22 protein-coding genes are annotated in these 22292 nt (G+C 42.3%); 15 read left to right on the forward strand and 7 right to left on the reverse strand.

Annotation, left to right across the window (positions count from 1 at the left end; genetic code table 11):
* The first annotated feature begins 59 nt into the window (after positions 1-59).
* From radC to R7P72_RS01350, 5 genes are all read left to right on the forward strand, one after another.
* Positions 60-536: a RadC family protein gene (gene radC / locus R7P72_RS01330; protein ID WP_123015105.1), complete on the forward strand. Its 477-nt coding sequence runs from the start codon at positions 60-62 to the stop codon at positions 534-536.
* Complete coding sequence (locus R7P72_RS01335; RefSeq protein WP_213886101.1) at positions 533-958, forward strand: DUF2787 family protein; 426 nt, start codon at positions 533-535, stop codon at positions 956-958. The genes radC and R7P72_RS01335 overlap by 4 nt, the downstream gene beginning before the upstream one ends.
* Before the next feature lie 26 nt (positions 959-984).
* Positions 985-1413 carry a DUF2787 family protein gene (locus R7P72_RS01340; RefSeq protein ID WP_213886102.1) on the forward strand — a complete coding sequence of 143 codons (429 nt, stop codon included), beginning with the start codon at positions 985-987 and terminating at the stop codon, positions 1411-1413.
* 209 nt (positions 1414-1622) lie between these two features.
* Positions 1623-2183 carry a tyrosine-type recombinase/integrase gene (locus R7P72_RS01345; RefSeq protein ID WP_025503359.1) on the forward strand — a complete coding sequence of 187 codons (561 nt, stop codon included), beginning with the start codon at positions 1623-1625 and terminating at the stop codon, positions 2181-2183.
* Between the two features lie 100 nt (positions 2184-2283).
* Positions 2284-2784, forward strand: coding sequence for a lecithin retinol acyltransferase family protein (locus tag R7P72_RS01350; protein ID WP_213886103.1), 501 nt, complete (start codon positions 2284-2286; stop codon positions 2782-2784).
* 50 nt (positions 2785-2834) lie between these two features.
* Here the strand turns inward: R7P72_RS01350 and R7P72_RS01355 are convergent, their stop codons facing one another.
* Entirely contained in the window at positions 2835-3491 is a 657-nt protein-coding gene (locus R7P72_RS01355; protein WP_176311506.1) for an inovirus Gp2 family protein, read from the reverse strand.
* A gap of 448 nt (positions 3492-3939) precedes the next feature.
* Here R7P72_RS01355 and R7P72_RS01360 point away from each other — a divergent pair, with 448 nt between their 5' ends.
* From R7P72_RS01360 to cqsA, 3 genes are all read left to right on the forward strand, one after another.
* Entirely contained in the window at positions 3940-4902 is a 963-nt protein-coding gene (locus R7P72_RS01360) for a hypothetical protein (protein ID WP_176311505.1), read from the forward strand.
* Between the two features lie 406 nt (positions 4903-5308).
* On the forward strand, positions 5309-6253 hold the full coding sequence (ylqF, locus tag R7P72_RS01365) for a ribosome biogenesis GTPase YlqF (RefSeq protein WP_054866316.1): 945 nt from the start codon (positions 5309-5311) through the stop codon (positions 6251-6253).
* A 337-nt stretch (positions 6254-6590) separates the two neighbouring features.
* The gene (cqsA, locus tag R7P72_RS01370; protein ID WP_005376522.1) at positions 6591-7772 is read left to right on the forward strand and encodes an alpha-hydroxyketone-type quorum-sensing autoinducer synthase; all 1182 of its coding nucleotides are present in this window, start codon (positions 6591-6593) and stop codon (positions 7770-7772) included.
* 103 nt (positions 7773-7875) lie between these two features.
* Here the strand turns inward: cqsA and R7P72_RS01375 are convergent, their stop codons facing one another.
* Positions 7876-9921, reverse strand: coding sequence for a response regulator (locus tag R7P72_RS01375; protein WP_005376523.1), 2046 nt, complete (start codon positions 9919-9921; stop codon positions 7876-7878).
* A 363-nt stretch (positions 9922-10284) separates the two neighbouring features.
* Between R7P72_RS01375 and R7P72_RS01380 the strand changes: the two genes are divergently transcribed.
* Positions 10285-10902 (forward strand): HAD family hydrolase, encoded by a 618-nt coding sequence (locus R7P72_RS01380; protein ID WP_005376524.1) that lies wholly within the window; start codon positions 10285-10287, stop codon positions 10900-10902.
* Between the two features lie 89 nt (positions 10903-10991).
* On the opposite strand, the gene R7P72_RS01385 is transcribed toward R7P72_RS01380, so the two are convergent.
* Entirely contained in the window at positions 10992-11540 is a 549-nt protein-coding gene (locus R7P72_RS01385; protein WP_005376525.1) for a GNAT family N-acetyltransferase, read from the reverse strand.
* Positions 11541-11811: 271 nt separating this feature from the next.
* Here R7P72_RS01385 and R7P72_RS01390 point away from each other — a divergent pair, with 271 nt between their 5' ends.
* A complete protein-coding gene (locus tag R7P72_RS01390) occupies positions 11812-12936 on the forward strand; it encodes an acyl-CoA desaturase (protein WP_318110364.1) in 1125 nt (374 codons plus the stop codon).
* Between the two features lie 359 nt (positions 12937-13295).
* Positions 13296-14663: an anaerobic C4-dicarboxylate transporter DcuC gene (gene dcuC, locus R7P72_RS01395; RefSeq protein ID WP_005376528.1), complete on the forward strand. Its 1368-nt coding sequence runs from the start codon at positions 13296-13298 to the stop codon at positions 14661-14663.
* Positions 14664-14765: 102 nt separating this feature from the next.
* Here the strand turns inward: dcuC and R7P72_RS01400 are convergent, their stop codons facing one another.
* Positions 14766-15122: a hypothetical protein gene (locus R7P72_RS01400; RefSeq protein WP_005376535.1), complete on the reverse strand. Its 357-nt coding sequence runs from the start codon at positions 15120-15122 to the stop codon at positions 14766-14768.
* Positions 15123-15698: 576 nt separating this feature from the next.
* On the opposite strand from R7P72_RS01400, the gene R7P72_RS01405 reads away from it, so the two are divergent.
* From R7P72_RS01405 to R7P72_RS01420, 4 genes are all read left to right on the forward strand, one after another.
* Complete coding sequence (locus R7P72_RS01405; protein ID WP_005376536.1) at positions 15699-16931, forward strand: OFA family MFS transporter; 1233 nt, start codon at positions 15699-15701, stop codon at positions 16929-16931.
* Positions 16932-16999: 68 nt separating this feature from the next.
* The gene (locus R7P72_RS01410; RefSeq protein ID WP_005376537.1) at positions 17000-18613 is read left to right on the forward strand and encodes a VRR-NUC domain-containing protein; all 1614 of its coding nucleotides are present in this window, start codon (positions 17000-17002) and stop codon (positions 18611-18613) included.
* A 165-nt stretch (positions 18614-18778) separates the two neighbouring features.
* Positions 18779-19426, forward strand: a complete 648-nt coding sequence (locus R7P72_RS01415) for an AcfA family outer membrane beta-barrel protein (protein WP_005376538.1) — start codon at positions 18779-18781, stop codon at positions 19424-19426.
* Positions 19427-19441: 15 nt separating this feature from the next.
* On the forward strand, positions 19442-19777 hold the full coding sequence (locus R7P72_RS01420; protein ID WP_005376539.1) for a YgiW/YdeI family stress tolerance OB fold protein: 336 nt from the start codon (positions 19442-19444) through the stop codon (positions 19775-19777).
* Positions 19778-19858: 81 nt separating this feature from the next.
* Here R7P72_RS01420 and yegS read toward each other — a convergent pair whose 3' ends face one another.
* The 3 genes from yegS to R7P72_RS01435 all read right to left on the reverse strand — a co-directional run bounded on the left by yegS (position 19859) and on the right by R7P72_RS01435 (position 22273).
* Positions 19859-20761, reverse strand: coding sequence for a lipid kinase YegS (gene yegS / locus R7P72_RS01425; protein ID WP_318110365.1), 903 nt, complete (start codon positions 20759-20761; stop codon positions 19859-19861).
* An 8-nt stretch (positions 20762-20769) separates the two neighbouring features.
* On the reverse strand, positions 20770-21675 hold the full coding sequence (locus tag R7P72_RS01430) for a LysR family transcriptional regulator (protein WP_005376541.1): 906 nt from the start codon (positions 21673-21675) through the stop codon (positions 20770-20772).
* A 172-nt stretch (positions 21676-21847) separates the two neighbouring features.
* A complete protein-coding gene (locus R7P72_RS01435) occupies positions 21848-22273 on the reverse strand; it encodes a bifunctional diaminohydroxyphosphoribosylaminopyrimidine deaminase/5-amino-6-(5-phosphoribosylamino)uracil reductase RibD (RefSeq protein ID WP_005376542.1) in 426 nt (141 codons plus the stop codon).
* Between the last annotated feature and the right edge of the window lie 19 nt (positions 22274-22292).

The raw sequence follows: 22292 nt of genomic DNA on the forward strand, positions 1-22292 counted from the left end.
ACCCTTTCAGATATATTTCATCAGTACGCATAACCAAACAGATAGTCTAAGGAGCCCTTATGCGTACCCCAAATACTGACCATGACTACCCCTTTGAGACTTCAGAACTCAATGAGCTGCTAGAGCGTGCAGCCGAAGCTCTAGCTACGAAATACAAACGTGAAGGCACGTTCACTAATCCAACCAATGTTAAAGAGTATTTAAAGCTCAAATTAGGAGCACATGAGCGTGAAGTGTTTGCCGTGATGTTTCTTGATAACCAACATCAATTGATCAGTTTTGAAGAGTTGTTCTTTGGCACGATTGACGCCGCTTCGATTTATCCCCGTGAAGTATTGAAGACAGCACTAAACCACAACGCTGCCGCGGTGATTTTTGCCCACAACCATCCTTCCGGCATTGCTGAGCCTAGCCAAGCCGACAAACGCATTACTCAGCGACTTATCGACGCTCTAAAGCTCGTGGATATCCGTGTCTTAGACCACATCGTTGTTGGGGAAGATTGCGTTTCATTCGCTGAGAAGGGATTGATATGAGTGAGTTTATTGTTTCCGGACTTAGTGATGATCTCGTTACTCCAATGCATTGCTTTCTTGATGCCCTGCTATTGGACAGCACCATTCCTAATACAGTTGAGCGTTTGGCGTTAAACATTCGCTCTCAAGAGACTGACCAACGATTTCAGCCCATTGAAATTCAACTAGAACGCACATCCAGTGATTCGCCCTGGCAGCTTCGCTTTATCGCAACCTTTGATGTTGTCGTCACAGGCTCGCCACAAAAAGAGTTATCGCTGTATTTCAACTTCGCGGGTTGTTGGTTCTATCACCCTGAAATTAAGCAGTGCAGCTTACAACGGCCAGAAGTACAAACCTTACTCGCCAGTTGGCTTAAAGCAGTCACTCGCTCGCTCATCGCACACTCTGCAATCTCAATCGACATTACCCCCATTTGCTAATCTCCATTTCCCTCAAAGAGGTCACTATGAATCAAGCTGCTAACCTGGCTATGTTCGCATGCAAGCGAGCCAAGCCTTCACACCAACTCAAAGACTTAATCAAACGTTCTATTCATGATGTTAATTACCGAGGACGGCTAACTATCCGATTTAAGGACACCAGTTACCACCCGAAAGATGGAGGGTTTCATCCTGTCTCTATCACTATCGATATTAAAGACAGCCATATTGCCATTAGTGAAATAACGGACCGCGTTTATGTGGGTGACGAAACACCGGAACTGGTTCCCGACCTGACTTTTGATTTTGCTAACAACGTCGCTTTCGCACGCTTTAGCGGCTGGCTTGGCATGCACCTACAAGAAACCACGGAGCTGTATGAAATGTGGGAGTGTAACTTTCTAGCTTATGTGGCAATGGACGCTTACAACCAAATTCAGATTAAGTGTGGCTAGCAACCAAAGCCAATCCACTTACTACCCCAAAACACTCCCCTTCCGTTACCAAGCATTCAACAAAACCACCAGCATAGAGCTACGCCGATGCCTGCTTCCCATATTGTTAAAACGGGAAGCTTCAATCCCTTATTGCACAAGGGTTTCTTGATATCGTCAGCTCTGTGCTTCCCCAAACACCTGACTACAGACAAAAAAGGAAGCAGATTATGGCTGAGGTCCAAGCAATCAAAAACGATGACACCATACGCCTGATTGGTCATTTGCTGAGTATTCGTTGTCATCCACAAATGGCCGATGTATGGAATATCGGATTAAACCTGGCACTGAGGATTTCTGATTTGTTATCGATTCGCTTTGAAGACATTCATGGTGACCGACTTATTATTCGTGAAAGTAAAACTGGCAAACTGGCAAACATTCAGCTCAATACCAAAGCGCAGCAGCATATTGCTAGATTAAGGGAGCAACATCCCGACCACATCTATTTGTTTCAATCCCACCGATGCCAACAGTTGAAAAACAAACCACCGCAGCCAATCACGCGACGTGCTGTGTCCATGGCATTTCAACAAGTAGGCCAAGAGCTAAATATCGCTTTAGGTACTCATTCGATGAGAAAGACGCGAGGCTACTTTCTTTACCAATCCACAAAAGATATAGGCCGTGTAATGAAAATGCTTCGTCACACATCTGAGGGCGTCACGCTTCGCTATATCGGTATCACTCAAGATGAAGTCGATAAAGACTTTGTTTCTCTTGAGCTTTAAGCCTAGTCATTTCGTGAGGGGGCGGGACCGCCAATCCCTTATAAACATTAGGCTCAGAGCATTTTGAGTTTCGCCATTATTACATTTGAGAGCAAATAACATGAACCCATATAACGCGATAGGAAACTTTCTAGTTGGCAGCTTATCGAAAAGCTTAATCCAAAATTTATTCTGGAAAACGAATAGCCCAGTAAGAGGTAGCATTGTGTATTGCGATCTCGCATTTGGATATGCTGAACATTCAGGTGTCTACGTGGGAGATGGACGTATCATCCACCGTAATGGCAAAGGTCTTATCGAGGCCGTATCAATTCATAAATTCCTGGCAGATACCACAGCCCTTTCCATTTACGTGAGTTGCAATGCGCAAGGTAGAGCCATTGGCAATGAGTTTACCGCTCAAATTGCAGAAGCCATGCTTGGCATACAGACAGACTATTCCCTGTTAAATGAAAACTGCCATCAGTTCTGTAGCTACTGTCTAAGTGGTGACATCTTCTCAAACACCTTCACATTGACTCAGCTTAAACGTGACGCTCAGGCGCATATTCAAGCGAGTCAGTGGCGCGTATGGGACTTAAGGCATCGTAATAAAGGATAAGGGGATTCTCTCCCCTTTATTTTTGTCGGAATCGAAAAGTGAGTGATAGATTACCGATAGCTATTACCAAAACATCGATTTCCTTCACCGTAGTTCTTGGTCCTTCTTTTTGCCAGGTAGCTAATTCTGTAAAACAGCTCACTATACCAATAAGAAAAATCTTTGTGGTTTGAGTCCAAATAGTAGCCATGATTTCTAGGGAAATAGACCAAACGATGACAATCTTCGGCTTCACACCCAAGTGCACTCGCCCAGGATTTTATCACTAAAGCGGCTAAACTATCTTTTCCTGAATAGTCACCCGCCCTGCAAAATCGTTCTTTATTGAGAAACAAAACTACATGATAGTGATCGTTATATGATGTATCTCGTTCTCTTGCCCAGGCATATCTGACATTACATGAATGAGCTCTTTTTCCCTCTCGACGCTTCTTTCGCGCCTGAGCATCAATTCGAGCGCTCAGGGACTCTATAAAACGCTTCATCAAATTTGTTCGCCTGAGGTTGTAACTGACTATTTCATCACGGCTAAGACAATCGAAGAAGCTATCATCAACTGGCAACCTGAGGTCTACTCGAATAACATACACTCTCGGGTACTCTTCTAGAGCGTTGTTCATTGTCGTGAGCAATCTGTCGAGATAGAGCTGGTTATTTTCCTCCAATGAACCCTGAATAGTTAGTCCATGGTAAGTTGATTCTTTCATGAGTTGGTTCCTGTGTTATTCATCCACAGATATCCCTACTCATCTTATTTTTTACCTTAGCTCTACCACCTACTTAAGGTAGGTATAATTCCTATAGTTGCCCCCCTTATTTTCAGATAATAGTCATACCGACACTTCTACTCCTCCGTTACTTGGTCACAAACGTTGCAGGGCAATGCTGCATGTAATACGGAAATCCTGTAATCCACTCAGAAGTTATGTGTATCTAACCAAGCTTATCTCACCATTCAGACCAATATTATCAATATATTGCCCCATCATAATTCATAAAATCACCATTAATAATTTACGAATAACTCACGAATTAACAGCACAAAAATCACGCTTAAACCACAAAAATTCACCCTAAAATCACTACATTTACTACACAGTAATATGCTGAAGTGGTACATTGGACACTGAACTTAACGATAGAGGCATATAAATAATGGCATTTCACGCACCTAAAGAACCATTTAATGCTGATTCCTTCCGTGAATGCAGTTTCTATATCAACTATCTCAGTCAAGCCCTTAATGAGCGTACTTTCCTGCCGATAGAAGATTTCAACAGCATCCAAGAGTGTTTGGATGCTCTTAGAAAGGAACTATCTCGCCTAGAAAGAAAAGGAAAAATTAACAGTAGCCACATCAGGAAGATGCGTGCTGATTTTCAAAACTGTCAGCTATCTGATGAGGATTTTTTGTGGCTCCATAACTCAGATGAGCGTTTCTGTAACTGGGTATGGTGTTACCTGAAAGAACAAAGCAAAACATTTGATAGAATGAATTTTCGAGATCTGCTTCGAAGAGACAATTCCAAAAAAAAACAACTACATGATTTTGGCCTCGACCTTGATGTTTGCAGAAACTTTGATGGATTATCACATGACGCTTTCAAAACAATGAGCAATAACTTAACTACGAGGAAAAGCAATATCATTGATAGCTTTAGGAGTTCAGAACTAGAACTATCACAGCAACGTAAAGTTATTGAAACATTGCTAAGCACTTGGGAGTCCATTCTTGAAGACACTAGAATGTCAGCCTGGCTTGAAGAAAACCAAGAAGCTCAGAGCACTTGGTCTTGGAATTATATAAAAGATACAGGTTACAGACTTCAGTCAAAAGTCTGGAGAGTCTCAAGTGAAAAAGACAAGAGAGCAGCTATTGTTGCGGTTTTCGATATGCTTCATGATAAACCAGATCGTAAATCACTATTGATCGGTAAAATGAAGCGCGCATGGAGTCAAAAAAAGTTTCGAGAGAAAAGTAATGGTAAGAGGCCCTACAGCGTATCTATGACAGAAAGAACGAAGAAACGATTGATGTGGCTGGTCGAACAAGAGGACAGTAACATCAATGAAATCATTAAAAATCTCATTGATACGCGCTTTGAGCAATTGAAATAACATAAATGTTGGTTGTAATACTAAAAACAGTAACTGTAACTCATATACGTGTAATGTATATATATGATTCATAGAGATGGTTTCATTTTCCTAAGCTGGAGGTAGAGCTTGTACTCTTCTCATAAACCGCTCTTTCTTGACCTGGCATTGCTGGGATATCTATTCAGATAAAGGTATTTGATCAGATATCCCAATAACCCGGCTAGCTGCGCCCTTTTTAGTTAAAGTTTAATCGACTAAGATTTTCGTCCTAACCGTTAAAGTGTTAAAATGATCACATTATTGCTGTCGTGGCTTCAGGTGACACGTAAAGTACTTCTAGTACCCCACTATCTGATTTTTTCTTTTGGTACCCCACTTGATACCCCACCGGCTTAACCATAAAAACAAAAGGTATATTTTTCAAATGGTTAACAACAATATTCAATGGTTTCCTGGCCACATGCACAAAGCACGTAAAGAGATCGAAGAAGCAATCCCTCAAGTGGATGTGATCATCGAAGTACTGGATGCTCGTATTCCTTTCAGTAGTGAAAACCCTTTGATTTCTCAAATCCGTGGTGACAAACCTGTCGTTAAAGTTTTGAACAAACGTGATTTGGCCGATCCAGAATTAACTCAACTGTGGATTGAGCACTTGGAGCAAGAGCAACATGTAAAAGCAATGGCGATCACGACTTCTGAACCACAAGAAGTGCATCGAATCATGGAGCTTTGCCGCAAACTTGCCCCACACCGAGAAGAAATTGGTAAAAACATTCGCACCATGATCATGGGCATCCCAAACGTTGGAAAGTCGACGATCATTAACACCCTCGCAGGTCGAACAATCGCTGTAACAGGTAACCAACCCGCGGTTACACGTCGTCAACAACGTATCAACCTGCAAAATGGCATCGTATTATCTGATACTCCAGGAATTTTATGGCCAAAAGTGGAAAATCCACACAGTGGCTTCCGCCTTGCGGCTACCGGCGCGGTAAAAGATACAGCGATGGAATATGACGAAGTCGCATTCTATACCATTGAATACCTAGCAGCTCATTATGCAGACAAGCTTAAAGAGCGTTATCAAATTGAAGAGCTTCCAGAATCAGATATCGAGATCATGGAAGAAATTGGTCGTCGCCGCGGTGCACTACGTGCAGGTGGACGTGTTGACTTGCACAAAGTATCAGAGATCTTATTGCACGAACTTCGTCAAGGCACTTTGGGCCAAATTACATTAGAACGCCCAGAAATGATCACTCAAGAGCTGATTGAAGTCGAGATTGAAACCGCCCGTAAAGAAGAAGAGAAAGCGAAGCGTAAAGAAGAGCGTCGTAAGCGCTATTTACGTAATAAGCGATAAGCTTGTCTCTTATCTACTCATGTTTCAAGGCGCGATTTTCGCGCCTTTTTTGTTATCTAATGCGCCCATTTTTTTCACTTTTCAAACTTTATATTCCTCATCCAAAATCCCAGATATGAAGCACGAAAAAACACCGCAAAATCGCCGTATAAACTTTAAGCACAAACTAGTTTAGACCCCGGGCCCCTATAGAGTTACAGCCACCATCCAACCCTCAAATGTCGAGTTTGCAAGGGTCTGCAAACTTATGCAACCTGGTTAGTGACACTCTCCCCAAAATCCGCAATATGAATAAGTGTCAGCGCTGGCGTTTTTCCATATGAAGAAGAGATTTATTATGAGTGAAACTATACAAAGCAAACCACTTCCCTCCTTTATCGAGGAACGCCTAGATTTTTATATTCAAGATCTAATCGAACCGAATGAGAACAAAAAACACCTTGTTCTTGGTAAACGCCCACCGTGTAATGCCGTTGTCCTGCAAAGCAATGATTACCTTGCACTGTCTCATAATAAGGAGATTCAAAACGCGCATCGTGATGCGATTTCCCAGCACGATGACAACGTCGTGATGTCCGCGATTTTCTTACAAGATGATGAATCGAAACCTGCATTTGAAACGCAACTAGCCAGTTTCGTTGGTATGCCTAGTTGTCTACTTTCTCAATCTGGTTGGGCTGCGAATGTCGGTTTATTGCAGACTATTTGTGCACCGAACATACCTGTGTACATTGATTTCTTTGCACATATGTCTTTGTGGGAAGGCGCACGTATTGCCGGAGCACAAATTCATCCGTTCATGCATAACAACACCAGTCACCTAAGAAAGCAGATTTCACGTCACGGTTCAGGGATCATTGTTGTGGATTCGGTTTACAGCACTATCGGGACCATCGCTCCTCTACGTGATATCTACGAAATAGCACAGGAGTTTGACTGCGGCCTGGTTGTAGATGAATCACACTCTTTAGGTACACACGGTCCACAAGGTGCGGGGATACTGCAGGGTCTTGGCTTAACTCATAAGGTAGATTTTATTACCGTTAGTCTTGCCAAGACATTTGCTTATCGTGCTGGCGCGATTTTAGGCCCAGAAAAACTGGCGAAGACGCTTCCGTTTGTGGCGTACCCTGCAATATTTAGTTCTACCGTATTACCGCAAGAGATCATTCGGCTAGAGAAAACACTGGACGTCATAAGAAAATCAGATGATAAGCGAGATATTCTGTTTGAAAGAGCCAAGTCTTTAGCCGTTGGTTTAAAACGCATTGGATTTACTATTCGCAGTGAATCACAAATTATCTCATTAGAATGCGGCAACGAGAGAAACACTGAGCGAGTCCGCGATTTTCTCGAAGAGCGAAATGTTTACGGCGCAGTGTTTTGCCGCCCTGCAACTGGAAGGAACAAAAACATCATCCGTTTTTCAGTCAATGCCGACATGACAGCTGCTGAAGTTGATCATGTACTCACTGTCTGCCAACAAGCATTTGCACACCCTGACTTAGAGTTTGTATAAGTTAGTGTGTAGATAAAACTAAAGAGCTCAACAGTTTTGCTGAGCTCTTTATTCGTGTTATTCGTTGTGAGCAACTCGCCTCAAGAAAACAAGTCGCGAATGATTAGATCCAGTTTGCGATTTTATCGAACAAGCGATTTTTATCCGCCGGTTTTACGATGAAGTCAGACATACCCGAAGACCCAATTTTGTCCAACGTGACAGGTGAACTATCCCCTGTATGTGCAATAATAGGTACCGACGCATAGTTTTTATCCGAGCTTCGAATTCGCCTAGACGCTTCTACACCATCCATAATTGGCATTTCGATATCCATCAGAATGAGATCAACATCTTCTTGCTCTAGTGTATCCAGAGCCTGCTGCCCATCTTCTTTCTGAATCACTTCAAAGCCTTGCTTTTCAAGTAACATTGCCGTGAATTTACGCAAAGATTCATTATCATCCACGACCATAATTGTGCGCTTATTTGAATTATCTAACGTCACCGAGGCCGTTGGTGTCGATACATAGCTTGAATCATATAAGAGACGCTCAATAGTTAGTTTAGTATTCAATAACCAGGCTTGCGTTTCGATCCAAATAGGTTCATATGCAGCCTTGCGTGCTCTCTGAGTCGGATGATGCTCAAAAAGATAAACGATGCGTGCTTCAGTGAAAGACAAGAGAGATTCTAATCTATCCAATTGGTTTGCTCTTGGATCTAAGCTCTCAAGATCGATAAAAATCAGATCGAATTCGAACTCGTACTCTTTCTTTTTGAGTACTTGGTTGGCATCTAAAATCGTCGAGTCAAAGCCCATAAAACGGCTAATATCTGTTACTTTAGACACCAAGATATCTTGGCTAGTCACCGTTAGAATGGTTTTGAGTTTAGTCAGATCGTTTTTGATTTCAGTAACGGTATCAGATGTCGTTAGTGGGAAAGTTAATGTAAATTGAGACCACTCCCCTAACTGAGATTGACACTCAATGTTCCCCCCAAATGAACGCATGACTTTTTTACAAAACGGTAGACCCAAACCATAACTTCCTGATTTGCCAGTGGTGTAAAAGTCTTGAAAGATATTGCGTAGAACATCAGGAGCAATGCCAGCACCATTATCGGTTACAACAATTTGATTAAAGCGTTCTGAACTTATCATGGATACATGTATGTGAAAATCTTCAGATTTACGGTGATGGAAGGCATTCTTGAAGAGGTTATACATAACGTATTTAAGTAACGTATCACTACCTAGAAACTCAAACTCACTTCTCGCATCCAGCGATATGGCAAATCGATCAGTGGAACGTTTATAACTGAAGCTTTCAATTGCCTGTTCAACGACCGAGTGAACTGAATATTTTTTGAAGCTAGAACGAGAAACTCGATTTTCATCAATCGAAGTTAGCAATAAATCGATGGTTTCATTACCCGATTGGATAATGTTCATTGCATCCTGACTCACTTCACGTAATAAGGTGACATCCTCTACACTCATGACGTACTGCTCTTTTCCTGCCTCTTTCATGTTGGGCAAGATCGACTGGATAACATCTATTGAAGTGCAAAGCCCACTCAACGGGTTACGCATTTCATGTGCGATCCCTGCCCCGAATGATTTTGCCAGCGAGACTTTCGCTTCATGTTCAACTTGGTTACGAAAATAGAACAAATTACCGAAGACATAAATAAACAGAAAGATTGGCACATGAGTCCAATCCATGGTCAAGTCAAGATGGAACCCTTTTGCAACCCAAGCGAAGAATGTTGCTAAACCTATCCCAGCAAAGGTTTGAGCAAACATGACCCTAGTAACATGAACCAGTAAAATGTGTAAGAAAATTGCAGACATAAACGACATAACCCATACATTGGACCAGTCATTCATCAGTAACATATAAAAAAAGAAAAACGGTAAGCACAGCGTTATCGTCACTTGGTAGTAAATAGGAACATAATCTCTCCAAGTCGATGATAAGCGGTTTCTAAAAATGATGCCGAAAAACAATAACGAGCAAAACAATCTAAGAGATAAATTTTCATAAGCCTGTGGAAAGGCAAACTCCCAGACAAAGTAGTACAGCGGAAAGCCAAGAAACCCCATCCAGCCAACGAGAGTTAGGTTTGGTTCTGCATATTGATAAACCTTACGTATCGAGTCCATATAATCTGTTTTGCTTACTCCGCCTGACGCACAATAGTGTGATTTTGATTCACTTTTATCGTTTTATTATTAACTAATTATATATTAATCATCATTTATAAGCAGCGCGAAATGACGTAAACAGCTCGCAATACTTATCTTTAGTTTCAATCTTTTAAGACAGCTACACTTGATTTACAACCAAATAAACAAAGTTGCATATAGTTTAGTGCAATTTTGCGATAATCGCTCTGTATTCAATTGGATGTTAATCTCATTTTGTGTAAGAAACTTAAGTCGCGCCTTTGGCACGACTTTCCAACGATTCAAAAACAGCACTCACCGCATATAGCGTGGTGAAGAACAATTGGCTTGGGGTGTGTTATGAATTCTGTCCAGATAAAAAATGTCATTTTTGATGTAGGTAATGTGTTGGTACGCTGGTCTCCAGTAGAAATCGTTCGCTTAACATTTGGTGGTTCCGTAGAATCAGAGAAAATGGCTCAGATGCTATTTTCATCACAAATCTGGAAAGATTTAAATAAAGGGACTATCTCCGAAAGGGAAGCAAAACAGCGTTATCAACGTGAACACCAAGTAACGACGGAAGAAATGGACCGCTTCTTTTATTATGTAAAACACACTCAAATATTACTTTACGGCAGTATAGAGCTGTTAAAACGAGTAAAAAGAGCCGGATATGGCGTATATGCGCTCACAGACAACATCAACGAAATTGTGGAACATCTTCGTACTACCTATGAGTTTTGGCCACTGTTTGAGGGAGCAATCATCTCTTCTGAAGTTCAATTACTAAAACCACAAGCGGAGATCTACCAAACTCTACTTTCAAATTATCAGCTTAACCCCGAAGAGACAGTATTTATTGATGACATGCCTTACAATGTTGAAGGTGCCCGAGCAGTTGGCATGGCTGCTATTCAGTTTGAAAATGCTCAGCAATGTGAGCTCGAACTAAAAGCCATGGGGGTTAACTTCTAGAAAGCTTTTAATAAAACATAACGTTAGGGTGCATAAACAAAAAAGAGCAGTGTTGAGACTGCTCTTATCTAATGTTTTAGAACGCTAGGTTAGGAGTAAATCACGTTTTCCTCAATCCCACTAACTAATGACTGGGCGTTCTTCCAACGGAATACTTTTTCTAACACCTCTTTGCCATCAGGTGCGCGCCAAGTTCGCTCTTGATCCTCTTGTCCACCAATGTGGCGATAGAATTCAATCGCAGAAATGTTTTGCGACACAACTTCTAAATAAAGACCTGTGTCTTTAAAGTACTGCTGTTGCCATTCTGCGACAGCAAGTAATAGCTGCTTACCAATCCCACGACCACGGTAACTGTCATCAACATGCAATGCGTCAATAAAGGTTCCACGCTCGAAATCATGGTTGCCGAACACACAAACAAAGCCAAGTAGCAAACCTCCCTCCTCCGCCAAGACAATGTGCTGATTGAATGGTGGGTTGGTCAAACGGGTTTGCCAAATCAGTAGTTTGTCGTCAATCGCTTCTTTCTCAAGATAGTTATCACTAAGAATGCCACGGTAATGACGCTTCCAGCTATCCGCATGAAGATGTGCAATGCGCTCGTAGTCCTTATATTCCGCTAATCGTAAATCCATTACGTATTCCTATTTTCTTACATTTTTGCTTCTTTATAGAGTCTCGGTATATTCCACCTTTATAACACTTGTTTCTTGGCAGATTTTATACACCTTAAGCCAGAGCTCATTTTTTAATACTACTCATTATTCAATTAAAAGCAAAATATCCCATCAAGTTCCTTAATCTACATCCAAAGGAATAGTCACATTTGTCTAACTTTAATTTGACTTACATGTGTACGCTGATATTCTGGCGAACAGTTGTTAGCTCAAAGTTAGGGATACACCTGTGACTCAAAACAAACCACCTGTTATCTGGTTGAATACATTAATATTTTCTGCCAGTTTTGTTCTGACTTTTATTGTAATGCCTTGGTATGCATATCATTTTGGACTGGGTTGGGAACATCTAATTTGGGGAGTGATTGCATTTAGTTTTACTAACCTTTCTATTACAGCAGGCTATCATCGTCTCTGGAGCCACAAAACATACGAAGCTCATCCTATTTTGCGCGCCATTTTTGCGATTGGAGGAGCATTTTCTTTGCAAAATAGTGCATTACATTGGTCTGCTGATCATCGTGTGCATCACAAACATGTCGACAATAACGATAAAGATCCGTACTCAGCCAAGCGGGGTTTTTGGTATTCTCACATTGGGTGGATGTTACGTGATTACAATAAATCAAAGGAAAACGAATATACAAACTGCCGTGACCTAAAGCGCGACAAAATCGTCATGTGGCAGCATAAGTATTATGTTCCACTTGCCCTACTGACTAATATTGGTTTCCCAGTCATACTAGGACTGATCTACGGTGATATCTGGGGGATGTTATTGGTCGTTGGTGCAGCTCGACTCTTTATGAGTCACCATACAACTTTTTTCATTAACTCCCTCGCACATATTTGGGGTAAGCAAACTTTCACAGACAAAAACACTGCTCGCGATAATGGTGTACTCGCCTTTTTCACATTTGGAGAGGGTTACCATAATTTCCATCATATTTTCGAGAATGACTATCGCAATGGCGTGTATTGGTGGCATTACGACCCAACGAAGTGGTTGATAAAGTCATGTTCTTGGCTAGGACTCACATCTAAGTTGCGCACAACGCCTACATTTAGAATTGAAAAAGCCCGTGCGAGTCAACTTTTGAAGAAAGCAAGAGAAAAGCTAGAATCGAAACCGAACACGCAAACAATCCTCGATCAGCTACAGCACGAGTTTGATACTTTAGTTCATCACATGCAGGAATACTACGAGATGCGCAAAGAAGTACTCGGTGCCAAAACTGCCAGTGTGGTAAAAAAATACGAATGTTCTGTAACGAAAATGAAGTACCAGCAAATTAAAGCAGAGTTCGAACGGCAGCAGCGTAGTTGGAACCTTATGGTTCGTCGATACGCATAGTTTATCCTCATTCTTACGATTACTTAGCTTCGCTTCGGCGAAGCTTTTTTGTTGTGAAGAGTGTTTTCCAATAATTGCTTACTGAGTAAAGTCTTTTTCCTATTGTGAATCAATTCACTCTTTATTCATTCACTTTCCTAGTCATATTTTCCTTCCTATAAATAGCTTCAAACCAGCACATAACACTTAGAAAACCAAATTCCAACAATACAATCTAACGAAATTATTTATTAAATTATTATTTGTCTCAGATCATGCAAGCCCCATATTTGTCTCGTGCCACAGCTAAGAATTCTGTAAATTCCTTGTCATAAACTGAAACAGTTTCTTTCTTTTTCACATAACATTCGGAGATCCCTATGTTAGAGCTCTTAATTGGCTTAGTGGTTACCATTGCGGTGGGTTACTTTATTGTCAAAGGCTATAAAGCTGCGGGCGTGTTACTGACCGCTGGTATTGCTTTACTTCTTATGACTGGCGTTTTGGGGCACGACGTGCTGCCGTCAAAAATCACCTCAACTGGTAACATGGTGACAGATGCGCTTGAATACGTGAAATACATGCTTCAATACCGCGGTGGCGGTCTTGGTATGCAAATCATGCTGCTTTGTGGTTTTGCGTCATACATGACTCATATCGGCGCGAACAACGTGGTAGTGAAACAGTTCTCTAAACCGCTTTCTGTCATCAAGTCTCCTTACGTCCTTTTGGTAGCGGCTTACATTGTGGCGTGTTTAATGTCTCTTGCGGTAAGTTCTGCAACAGGCCTTGGCGTACTATTAATGGCGACATTATTCCCAATGATGGTCGCGATGGGCATTTCTCGTCCAGCAGCCGTTGCAGTGTGTGCCTCTCCAGCGGCAATCATCCTTTCTCCTACTTCTGGTGATGTTGTTATCGCAGCAGAAAAGTCTGGTTTAGAGCTTGATGTGTTTGCGGTACAAACTGTGTTGCCTGTTTCTATTTGCGCAATCATCGTCATGGCAGCGGCAGCGTTCTTCTGGAACAAATACTTAGATAAGAAAGAAAATACACCAATGGAAAAAATTGATGTATCAGAGATCAAAGCTGACGCACCAGCGTTTTATGCAGCTCTTCCTTTTCTACCTATCATCGGCGTTTTCCTATTCAACGGTCGTACCATTCCAGGACTTAGTCTAGACATCTACACTATTGTGGTTGGTTCGATTTTCCTTGGAGCTCTGATCCATTATGTTGTAAATAAGTTCGATGGTAAGAAATCACTAGAAGATTTAGATTCTTGTTACGCAGGCATGGCTGACGCGTTCAAAGGCGTTGTGATGCTTTTGGTTGCCGCAGGGGTTTTTGCACAAGGTCTGATGTCTATCGGAGCTATCGATAACCTACTTCATCTAGCAGATAATGCTGGTGCAGGCGGCGTTGCTTTAATGCTTATTCTAACTGCATTGACAGTTGCAGCAGCAATTGCAACGGGTTCGGGTAACGCGCCTTTTTATGCGTTCGTGGAGTTAGCACCATCTTTGGCTGCGAAAATGGGATTAAACCCTGCTTTCCTAATTATCCCGATGCTTCAAGCATCAAACCTAGGCCGCACTATCTCACCAGTATCTGGCGTAATCGTTGCGACATCAGGTATGGCAAACATCAGCCCGTTTGAGGTTGTAAAACGCACATCCGTTCCAGTTCTAGCAGGCCTTATCACGGTGATTATTGGTACTATGGTGCTTGTTCCAATGAGTGCCTAACGGTATTGCCACGATCAAACTAAAAGCAATATCCGAACAAAATTACGTTTAATTAAAAACGCCAGCAAATGTGCTGGCGTTTTTTTATTCTAATGTGTTGATTTACGCTGACTTAAATCGGTCAGGAATCTTAGTGATGCTCTCTCTGTAGCTAAACCATAAGTAGGTAACGGCAAGCGAAAAGAATAAATATGAAAGTGCGAATACGATTGGAGACGTGATTAATTCCGCGGACATTCCCCACATCACACCGACTACGGTTATCGTCAACTTAGAAAGCATACCGCAAATGAGTAGGAATAAAGCAAGCTGTGGAAAGCGCGAGCTGCGAAATGCGAAGAAATAACAGCTACCTACCGCTAAAGAAGCAATAGATAAGCCCAACATAAATGAATGGATGTGGTCTGCTGATGCGATACCAGCGGATACCGAAGCCATGAGTAATAGGAACAGTTTCATAAGTCACCTCACAACAAATCTAAAAAGCATCCCTTCATAAATGAAAACTCATTTTTCACTATATTCTGCGCCTAAAATCAGCAATTACAAGTTACTTTTTTGCTCACTTAATGAACATAAAAGCTAATCAGCTTCAATTATTACAAAAGGTTAACAATTAAAAATTAAGAAACCCTTTGCATCTGATACTTACGACAGTTAGATGATAAATTCGCCATTTTTGTTACAGACGGTTAACATGGAAACATTTTGAAATTTTTTATTTGAAATGTGAACTGTGCACTCAACAGCGTAAAACCTCTCTGTCTTGACTCATCATTCGTTATTAGCGAACAAAAAATATCACTTTTTTACAACGTTCTTACTACATACAAAACCATGAATTCACATCCACTTTTAATGTTGCAAATTATTTTATCAGTAACCGTAAAAAGAGATTCCAATCACATATTTATTGGTTATAATCCGCGCTCATTGCGTTAAACGTTGAAAAACGCAAACTAATTTTGAGAAAAAACATCTTTAAACCAACCTTCTTTGCGGCATTGCCAATAAGAGGAAAAACTGAGAATAAAAATGAGCAAGATTGATAAAGCTATGCGCATCCTGTTAGCAGGGTTCTGTATCAACCTTTGTCTTGGCATCCTGTATGCTTGGAGTGTATTCAACAAGGCACTGGTAACTGAATCAGGCTGGAGTGCTGCAGAAGCTTCTGCACCTTACGCAACTGCAACCATCACTTTCTCTATCTGTCTTCTTATTGCAGGTATTCTTCAAGACCGCATGGGCCCTCGAATGATCCTTATCCTAGGTACTGTTCTTACAGGTCTGGGCATGATCGCGTCTGGCTTTGTTGACACTCCACTCATGCTGAACATTACCTTCGGTGTGATCACAGGTGCAGGTATCGGTTTTGGTTACGCATGCCTATCACCTTCTGCGATGAAGTGGTTCCACGCTTCGAAGAAAGGTATGGTTAACGGCATTATTGCGGCAGGTTTTGGTCTAGCGGCTATTTACCTCGCGCCAGTAACTTCTGCGCTAATAGACAGCATGGGCATTCAAACTAGCTTTATGGTTCTTGGTGTTGGTATCCTAACGATTGCGGTTCCTCTTGCAGCAACCATCAACAACCCACCAGCAGACTACACACCTGCGGAGCCTAAAGTAAAAGAAGGCCAAGCACCTAAAGCGGTGAAAAAGTCAGATGACTTAACTTGGAAAGCAATGTTGAAAACGCCACAGTTCTACTCTCTATGGATCATGTACGCGTTTGCAGCTTCTGTTGGTCTAATGATCATTGGTAACATCACGACAATCGCAAGCGTTCAAGCAAACTTGCCAAACGCGGTTTACCTAGCGTCTATTCTTGCTGTATTCAACTCTGGCGGTCGTGTTGCCGCGGGTATGCTTGCAGATAAAATCGGCGGTGTTCGTACGCTTCTACTTGCGTTCGTTCTACAAGGCGTAAACATGGTACTGTTCGCGACGTTCGACTCTGAGTTTACACTGATCATCGGTACAGCAATCGCAGCGGTAGGTTACGGTACACTTCTAGCGGTATTCCCTACTCTAACGGCTGAGTTCTACGGTCTGAAAAACTACGGCACTAACTACGGCGTGCTTTACACAGCATGGGGTATTGGTGGTGCAATCGGCGCAGCGGTTGTTGGTTTCTCGATGACAAATGGCGACGGCTACACCTTGGCTTACACAATTTCTTCAGCAATGATGGCAGTATGTATCGTACTTGCGTTCATCACTAAGCCATTGTCTGAAGCGAAAGTAGCACAGCTAAAAAACGCATAATTGCGAATTGATTTGATAGCAAAAAGGCTTAACCTATGGGTTAAGCCTTTTTTTGTTATCGGTCGTTTATGGAAAGCCCTATCGAACTTGCACCAGACTACTATCTAGAGAACTTCTTTAAGCTGACTCATCACGCAGTAACTTGGTACAGCGATTTACTGACCAAGGAAGAACACGCATGGCTTTGCTCGTTTGATTCTTTGAGCAAACACGCCCAGTGCCTTTTGGTACGTTTATACAGCCGAAAGGGATGTTGGTTTCGAAGTGATAAGCTGAGTTATCAAGAAATACCTTCTATCAATGAAGCGCTGGCGGAATTGAGTCAACATGAGTTTGTAGCCCTTTCCCCACCCCTTTCTCATCAAGAGTTAGCGGCCAATTTACTGACCAAACCAGAAATCTCTGCGCTTTATCCCGAACTGCCGAAATCACTCAAGAAAGACGCCCTTGTCGAACGTTTGAGTAATACGGAATTTGATCGTATAGAGAAGCTTGAGTTTACGATCGTCAAACTCAATTCAGCTCATATGATCGACGTGTTGCTCACTCTGTTTTTTGCCAACACCCATCAAGACTTAAGTCAGTTTGTGCTTGATGACTTAGGTTTGCATCAGTTCGAGCAATATCAATTGAGTAAAGTGCGCCGTTTCTTTGATTCACGTGAGCAAATAGACCGTTTAATTGAACTGAGCCAGTTGGCCAACCTGTACTGGCAATTTGACCGAAAAGACAAAGCCAATCTCGACTTATTAATTGAGGCAATGCCTCAGCCCGTTAAACACCGTTACGTAGATCGTAAACGCGAGCACATGTTGAATGACATAGCACGTGATTACGAACGGCTTAATGATCTAGAGACCGCCCTATCTCTATTTGGCCAAACTCAACTCACACCGAGCCGAGAACGACGCGCACGTATCTATGACAAATTAAACCATGATGATTTATTTGGTGACATTGTCACAGATATGCTTAACTCACCGATCGATGTGTCTGAGCTCGAAGTTGCACAAAAACTTGAGCAACGGTTAAAACGAAAACAAGGCGAGAAAGTGCCAAGAGTGACGAAGCCAACCTGTACGGAATACCGCCTTGAACTGGATTTATCTCAACAGAGAGTCGAACTCGCCAGCAAAGCGTATTTTGAGTCCTTAGGCTGGACTGTATTTTACGCCGAAAATGCACTGCTTAATGCATTACTTGGTCTCACTTTTTGGGATGCGATTTTCGCTCCCATCGAAGGCGCATTCATCAATGCCTATCAACATCGTCCTCTGGATTTGTACCATTCTGATTTTGTTACCAAACGCCAAGCTTTGATAGATGCGACGTTTGATATGTTGGAAACGGGCAATACTTATACGTTGTTAACTAGATACGATGAGAAGTTTGGTATCAGCAATCCATTTGTGCATTGGAGCTTAATAAGTAAAGAGCTACTCGAAATGGCACTCGATACAATCCCAACTAACATGTTGATGGCGCTATTTAAAATACAATTGAGTGACCTAAAGCTTTACCGCAATGGGATGCCTGATCTGATTGCTTTTAAAGGAAACGAGTTCGAATGGATTGAAGTAAAAGGGCCAGGCGATAAACTCCAGGATAACCAATGGCGTTGGATCAAAGAGTTTACTCGCCTTAATGTCCCGTTTGCGGTGTGTTACGTCGCAGCAACTTAACTTACTCTATATAAAGAGCTTGGTGTTTGTTCACTCAAACCGCCCCTCGGTTATCGCCCCTTGCTCTTTTTTCTAAACATTTTTTCGTTTCTTCACGATCGCTTCACGCTTCTTCACACAAAATGCGCTTCTACTCACTAAGTTGATTTGAAGAGGCAAAATAAAATGAACAAAACACTTCTTGCGTTACTTGTTACCTGCTCAGTTTCGGTATCTGCGGCTCCTTATGTAGGTCTGGAATATGGACTAGGCACCACTGACCATGATTTGGAACCTCACTTTTCAACTGACAACGTAACACTCAACCCTGAGCTTGAAGACGGTATTTTCTCAGGCTTTGTCGGTTACGCATTTAATGACAACTGGGCATTGGAACTGGGTTACAGCCAGTTTGACCTTGATGATAGTCGTTCAAAAAACCTAGGTATCAAGTCAATCGATGGCAAAGATTACCATCATGAAATGGATTGGGATGCGTCAATCAAAGCCAAGCAAGTGTCGTTGGCTCCTGTGTTTAACTATGCATTAAATGATAAATGGACAACAAAATTCAAAGCGGGTCTAACGTACACGGAATACAACGCCAAGGTTTCTAAACATCAAGAATACGAACTTGTCACGAACGACGATGTGGAAATGACCAACACGCTTTTCCATAGCGCGGAGAAAAACAACGAGCTAGGCGCAATGTTCTCAGTGGGTGCGGAATACAGAATTTTCCCGCAGCTCACCATAGGTGTAAACGCAAAATATCAACTAGACCGATACGCGAACACTGCATCCTTTAACGTAGGCACAACTTATTACTTCTAATATAAGGAGATGATAATGAAAAGAGTATTGTTAACATCCATGCTTGCCCTACTTTCAAGCTCGGTTTTCGCCGCGTTTAATGGTCCAGAAGTCAGTGCAATCAATACGGTGAAAGAGGCGCGCAACGCAACCGACGACAGCGCTGTAGTGCTAACCGGGCATATTGTTCAATCATTTGGTAACGAGACTTACTTGTTCAAAGACAACACTGGTGAGATCGAAGTAGAGATCGACAACGAAGATTGGATGGGTCAAGAAGTGACACCAAAAGATACCGTAATGATTCGAGGAGAGGTTGATTCAGATTGGACAACTACGCAAATAGACGTTGAGACCATTCAAAAACGTTAAGAAGTTGACTAATACCTCAACACAAATAACACAGCCACATTTTAGTGGCTGTGTTACGCAATAATCATGGAAAACGCTCGTTTAGCTAGTCAAGCAAGGGCAATCTTGCGGTACGACTAATCGTATACTCTTAGGCTGAACATCAAATCTAATGGTTCTCGAATGATAAGGTTCTCCATCTAAATTAAGAGGCAATGGATTCGGAAAATCTATCTCCAACCAGCTTGCTTTAGTGTACTTCACAAACTCTCCTTTCTCACTCGGGTTATTGATCTCGTCGATTACTTTAGGCAGCTCATGAGGTAAAAATGGGCGCACCAATGTTAGATCCATCATCCCATCATTAATCATCGCTTTTGGAGCTAACTCTTGCCCACCTCCAGCAAGGCGCCCATTACAAAACGCACCGAGCAACATTTCTCCCTGATACGCGCCACCTTCAATCTTTATTGTTCCGCCATATGGTTTAAAGCCAAGTGCTTTTATAACACCAGTTAACGTGTAAGCTCCGCCGCCAAGAAAGTTTTTGAGTTCAACAGGCGTTTCTGCTGTAACTTCTGCACCAAACCCTGCTGTTGCCACGTTAATAAAGCAGCGATCGTTCGCTTTGACGCAATCGACCAAAGCGGACTGCCCCTCAACAGCAAGAGATAAAGACGCCTTAATGGAATTAGGTACTTGAATAGCGGTAGCAAAGTCATTGGCGGTACCAAGGGGAATAATGGCTAACTCAGGGCGTTTTTCTTTGTCAATTTGAATAATCGCAGAAGCCGCCTCATTGACGGTCCCATCGCCACCAGCGACAACAATACGTTCAATGCCTTCATCAACCGCTTCTTTAACTAGCCGCGGCATGTCTTGAGATTCCCACGTCACACGCACCTGTACGTCGATGCCTTTTTCTCTCATTTTCATGATTGCATCTCTTAACTCTGGATTCCCAGCTTTTTTTCCGTTAAGGATGGCACGTATTGTCTTTTTCATTGCACTTCCTATTGGTTGATGACTTTTCCTGCTTGCTTAATCTGTGAACGTAACCACTGATGGGCGCTGTCGTTTGTGCGACTAGGATGCCAGATTGTACAAAGCTCATACATTTGTTCATCAAATGGCATTGATAAAGATTTAACATGATAGGTGTTATTGAACAAGTTGATCATCGACTCTGGCATTAAACCAATGTATTCACTACCACAAATAATTGGGAGCATTTCTAGTACGCCTGAGGCTCGATACTTAATCTTTCTCTTATCCAAGTCGACAATGTCATCGGCGTTTAACAAGCTCTTACGACTCTGCCACTGCGAAACCACTACGTGTTCTTCTTCAAAAAATTGTTCAGCCGTAATCTCGTCATTCAGGCGTGGATGCGCTTCGCTACATACCACCACCAAACGCTCCGTAAGTACAGTTTCCAGTTTTAACACCGTTCTTGCTCTTGGTGTGATATCAATGATCAAATCGTATCGTTGTAACCGCAGATCACTTTCAAAATCTTCCGTAAAAAGCGGATGTACTTCTAATGCAACATTTGGCGCCGACACACGGATTTGTTTCATGACTTGAGGTAGCAACTCAAAGCTTGCAACGGACACACAGGCAATAGAAAACACTCTATTCGACACTTTAGGGTCAAACTCACTAGAGGCCGATAATGTCGAAGTGAAATTTTGTACTGAAGCTAGAAGAGCAGGATAAATATCCATCGCAAACGAGGTAGGCTCGACACCTTTAACGCAACGATGAAACAATGGATCATCGTAGATATCACGTAGCCTTGCTAGCGCTTTACTCACCGCAGGCTGGGTGATGTTTAAACGCGCCGCCGCCCGAGACAAGTTACGCTCTTCATAGATGGCAGTGAAAATGGGAATAAGATTAAGGTCGGTCGGTTTCATGCTATTAAATTTTTCAAAAGTCACTTTCTCTATTTTAATCTAACAGCATGATCCTTCACGTAGCCAAGTGCAATAAATGGGCGGTATCGCTTGTTTTAATGAGTTTTAACTCAATTTTGACGCACTTCATTCACCACATAAACTGGCACCATAGTGCAACGTAAAGCTTGACTTAGGCTTTGCCTAGGTAAGGGGTAAGAAACTCGCTGACTTCCTCGCCGCACAAACCCGTTTCTACCTCTATACCTGCTTGTTTTAGAATCTCGATACCTCGACCACTGTTGCGCGGGTCGGGGTCCAATATGGCTACGACGACTTTGCTTATGCCGGATTTGACTAATGTCACCGCGCAAGCTGGCGTGCGACCAACAAACGAACACGGTTCCAGCGTAACGTATGCCGTCACCGATTCTAACGAGCCTTGATACGCATTCAGCGCTTCCACTTCCGCGTGATTGCCACCAATCGCTTGAGTATGACCTTCAGAAACGATTTGATTGTCTTTCACTAACACGCAGCCAACCGGCGGGTTGGGTTGACATTCAGGAAGCGCATTTTTGGACACTTCCAATGCGCGGCGCATAAACTCTTGGCTCATTTGAACTCTATTCTCTAAT

It is taken from the genome of Vibrio sp. Vb0888 (genome assembly GCF_033338835.1).
Classification (GTDB): domain Bacteria; phylum Pseudomonadota; class Gammaproteobacteria; order Enterobacterales; family Vibrionaceae; genus Vibrio; species Vibrio alginolyticus.

What these genes read in the sequence shown, in the direction of transcription:
- radC (WP_123015105.1), top strand. Translation starts at nt 60, where the DNA reads ATGCGTACCCCAAATACTGACCATGACTACCCCTTTGAGACTTCAGAA.
- R7P72_RS01335 (WP_213886101.1), top strand. Translation starts at nt 533, where the DNA reads ATGAGTGAGTTTATTGTTTCCGGACTTAGTGATGATCTCGTTACTCCA.
- R7P72_RS01340 (WP_213886102.1), top strand. Translation starts at nt 985, where the DNA reads ATGAATCAAGCTGCTAACCTGGCTATGTTCGCATGCAAGCGAGCCAAG.
- R7P72_RS01345 (WP_025503359.1), top strand. Translation starts at nt 1,623, where the DNA reads ATGGCTGAGGTCCAAGCAATCAAAAACGATGACACCATACGCCTGATT.
- R7P72_RS01350 (WP_213886103.1), top strand. Translation starts at nt 2,284, where the DNA reads ATGAACCCATATAACGCGATAGGAAACTTTCTAGTTGGCAGCTTATCG.
- R7P72_RS01355 (WP_176311506.1), bottom strand. Translation starts at nt 3,491, where the DNA reads ATGAAAGAATCAACTTACCATGGACTAACTATTCAGGGTTCATTGGAG.
- R7P72_RS01360 (WP_176311505.1), top strand. Translation starts at nt 3,940, where the DNA reads ATGGCATTTCACGCACCTAAAGAACCATTTAATGCTGATTCCTTCCGT.
- ylqF (WP_054866316.1), top strand. Translation starts at nt 5,309, where the DNA reads ATGGTTAACAACAATATTCAATGGTTTCCTGGCCACATGCACAAAGCA.
- cqsA (WP_005376522.1), top strand. Translation starts at nt 6,591, where the DNA reads ATGAGTGAAACTATACAAAGCAAACCACTTCCCTCCTTTATCGAGGAA.
- R7P72_RS01375 (WP_005376523.1), bottom strand. Translation starts at nt 9,921, where the DNA reads ATGGACTCGATACGTAAGGTTTATCAATATGCAGAACCAAACCTAACT.
- R7P72_RS01380 (WP_005376524.1), top strand. Translation starts at nt 10,285, where the DNA reads ATGAATTCTGTCCAGATAAAAAATGTCATTTTTGATGTAGGTAATGTG.
- R7P72_RS01385 (WP_005376525.1), bottom strand. Translation starts at nt 11,540, where the DNA reads ATGGATTTACGATTAGCGGAATATAAGGACTACGAGCGCATTGCACAT.
- dcuC (WP_005376528.1), top strand. Translation starts at nt 13,296, where the DNA reads ATGTTAGAGCTCTTAATTGGCTTAGTGGTTACCATTGCGGTGGGTTAC.
- R7P72_RS01400 (WP_005376535.1), bottom strand. Translation starts at nt 15,122, where the DNA reads ATGAAACTGTTCCTATTACTCATGGCTTCGGTATCCGCTGGTATCGCA.
- R7P72_RS01405 (WP_005376536.1), top strand. Translation starts at nt 15,699, where the DNA reads ATGAGCAAGATTGATAAAGCTATGCGCATCCTGTTAGCAGGGTTCTGT.
- R7P72_RS01410 (WP_005376537.1), top strand. Translation starts at nt 17,000, where the DNA reads ATGGAAAGCCCTATCGAACTTGCACCAGACTACTATCTAGAGAACTTC.
- R7P72_RS01415 (WP_005376538.1), top strand. Translation starts at nt 18,779, where the DNA reads ATGAACAAAACACTTCTTGCGTTACTTGTTACCTGCTCAGTTTCGGTA.
- R7P72_RS01420 (WP_005376539.1), top strand. Translation starts at nt 19,442, where the DNA reads ATGAAAAGAGTATTGTTAACATCCATGCTTGCCCTACTTTCAAGCTCG.
- yegS (WP_318110365.1), bottom strand. Translation starts at nt 20,761, where the DNA reads ATGAAAAAGACAATACGTGCCATCCTTAACGGAAAAAAAGCTGGGAAT.
- R7P72_RS01430 (WP_005376541.1), bottom strand. Translation starts at nt 21,675, where the DNA reads ATGAAACCGACCGACCTTAATCTTATTCCCATTTTCACTGCCATCTAT.
- R7P72_RS01435 (WP_005376542.1), bottom strand. Translation starts at nt 22,273, where the DNA reads ATGAGCCAAGAGTTTATGCGCCGCGCATTGGAAGTGTCCAAAAATGCG.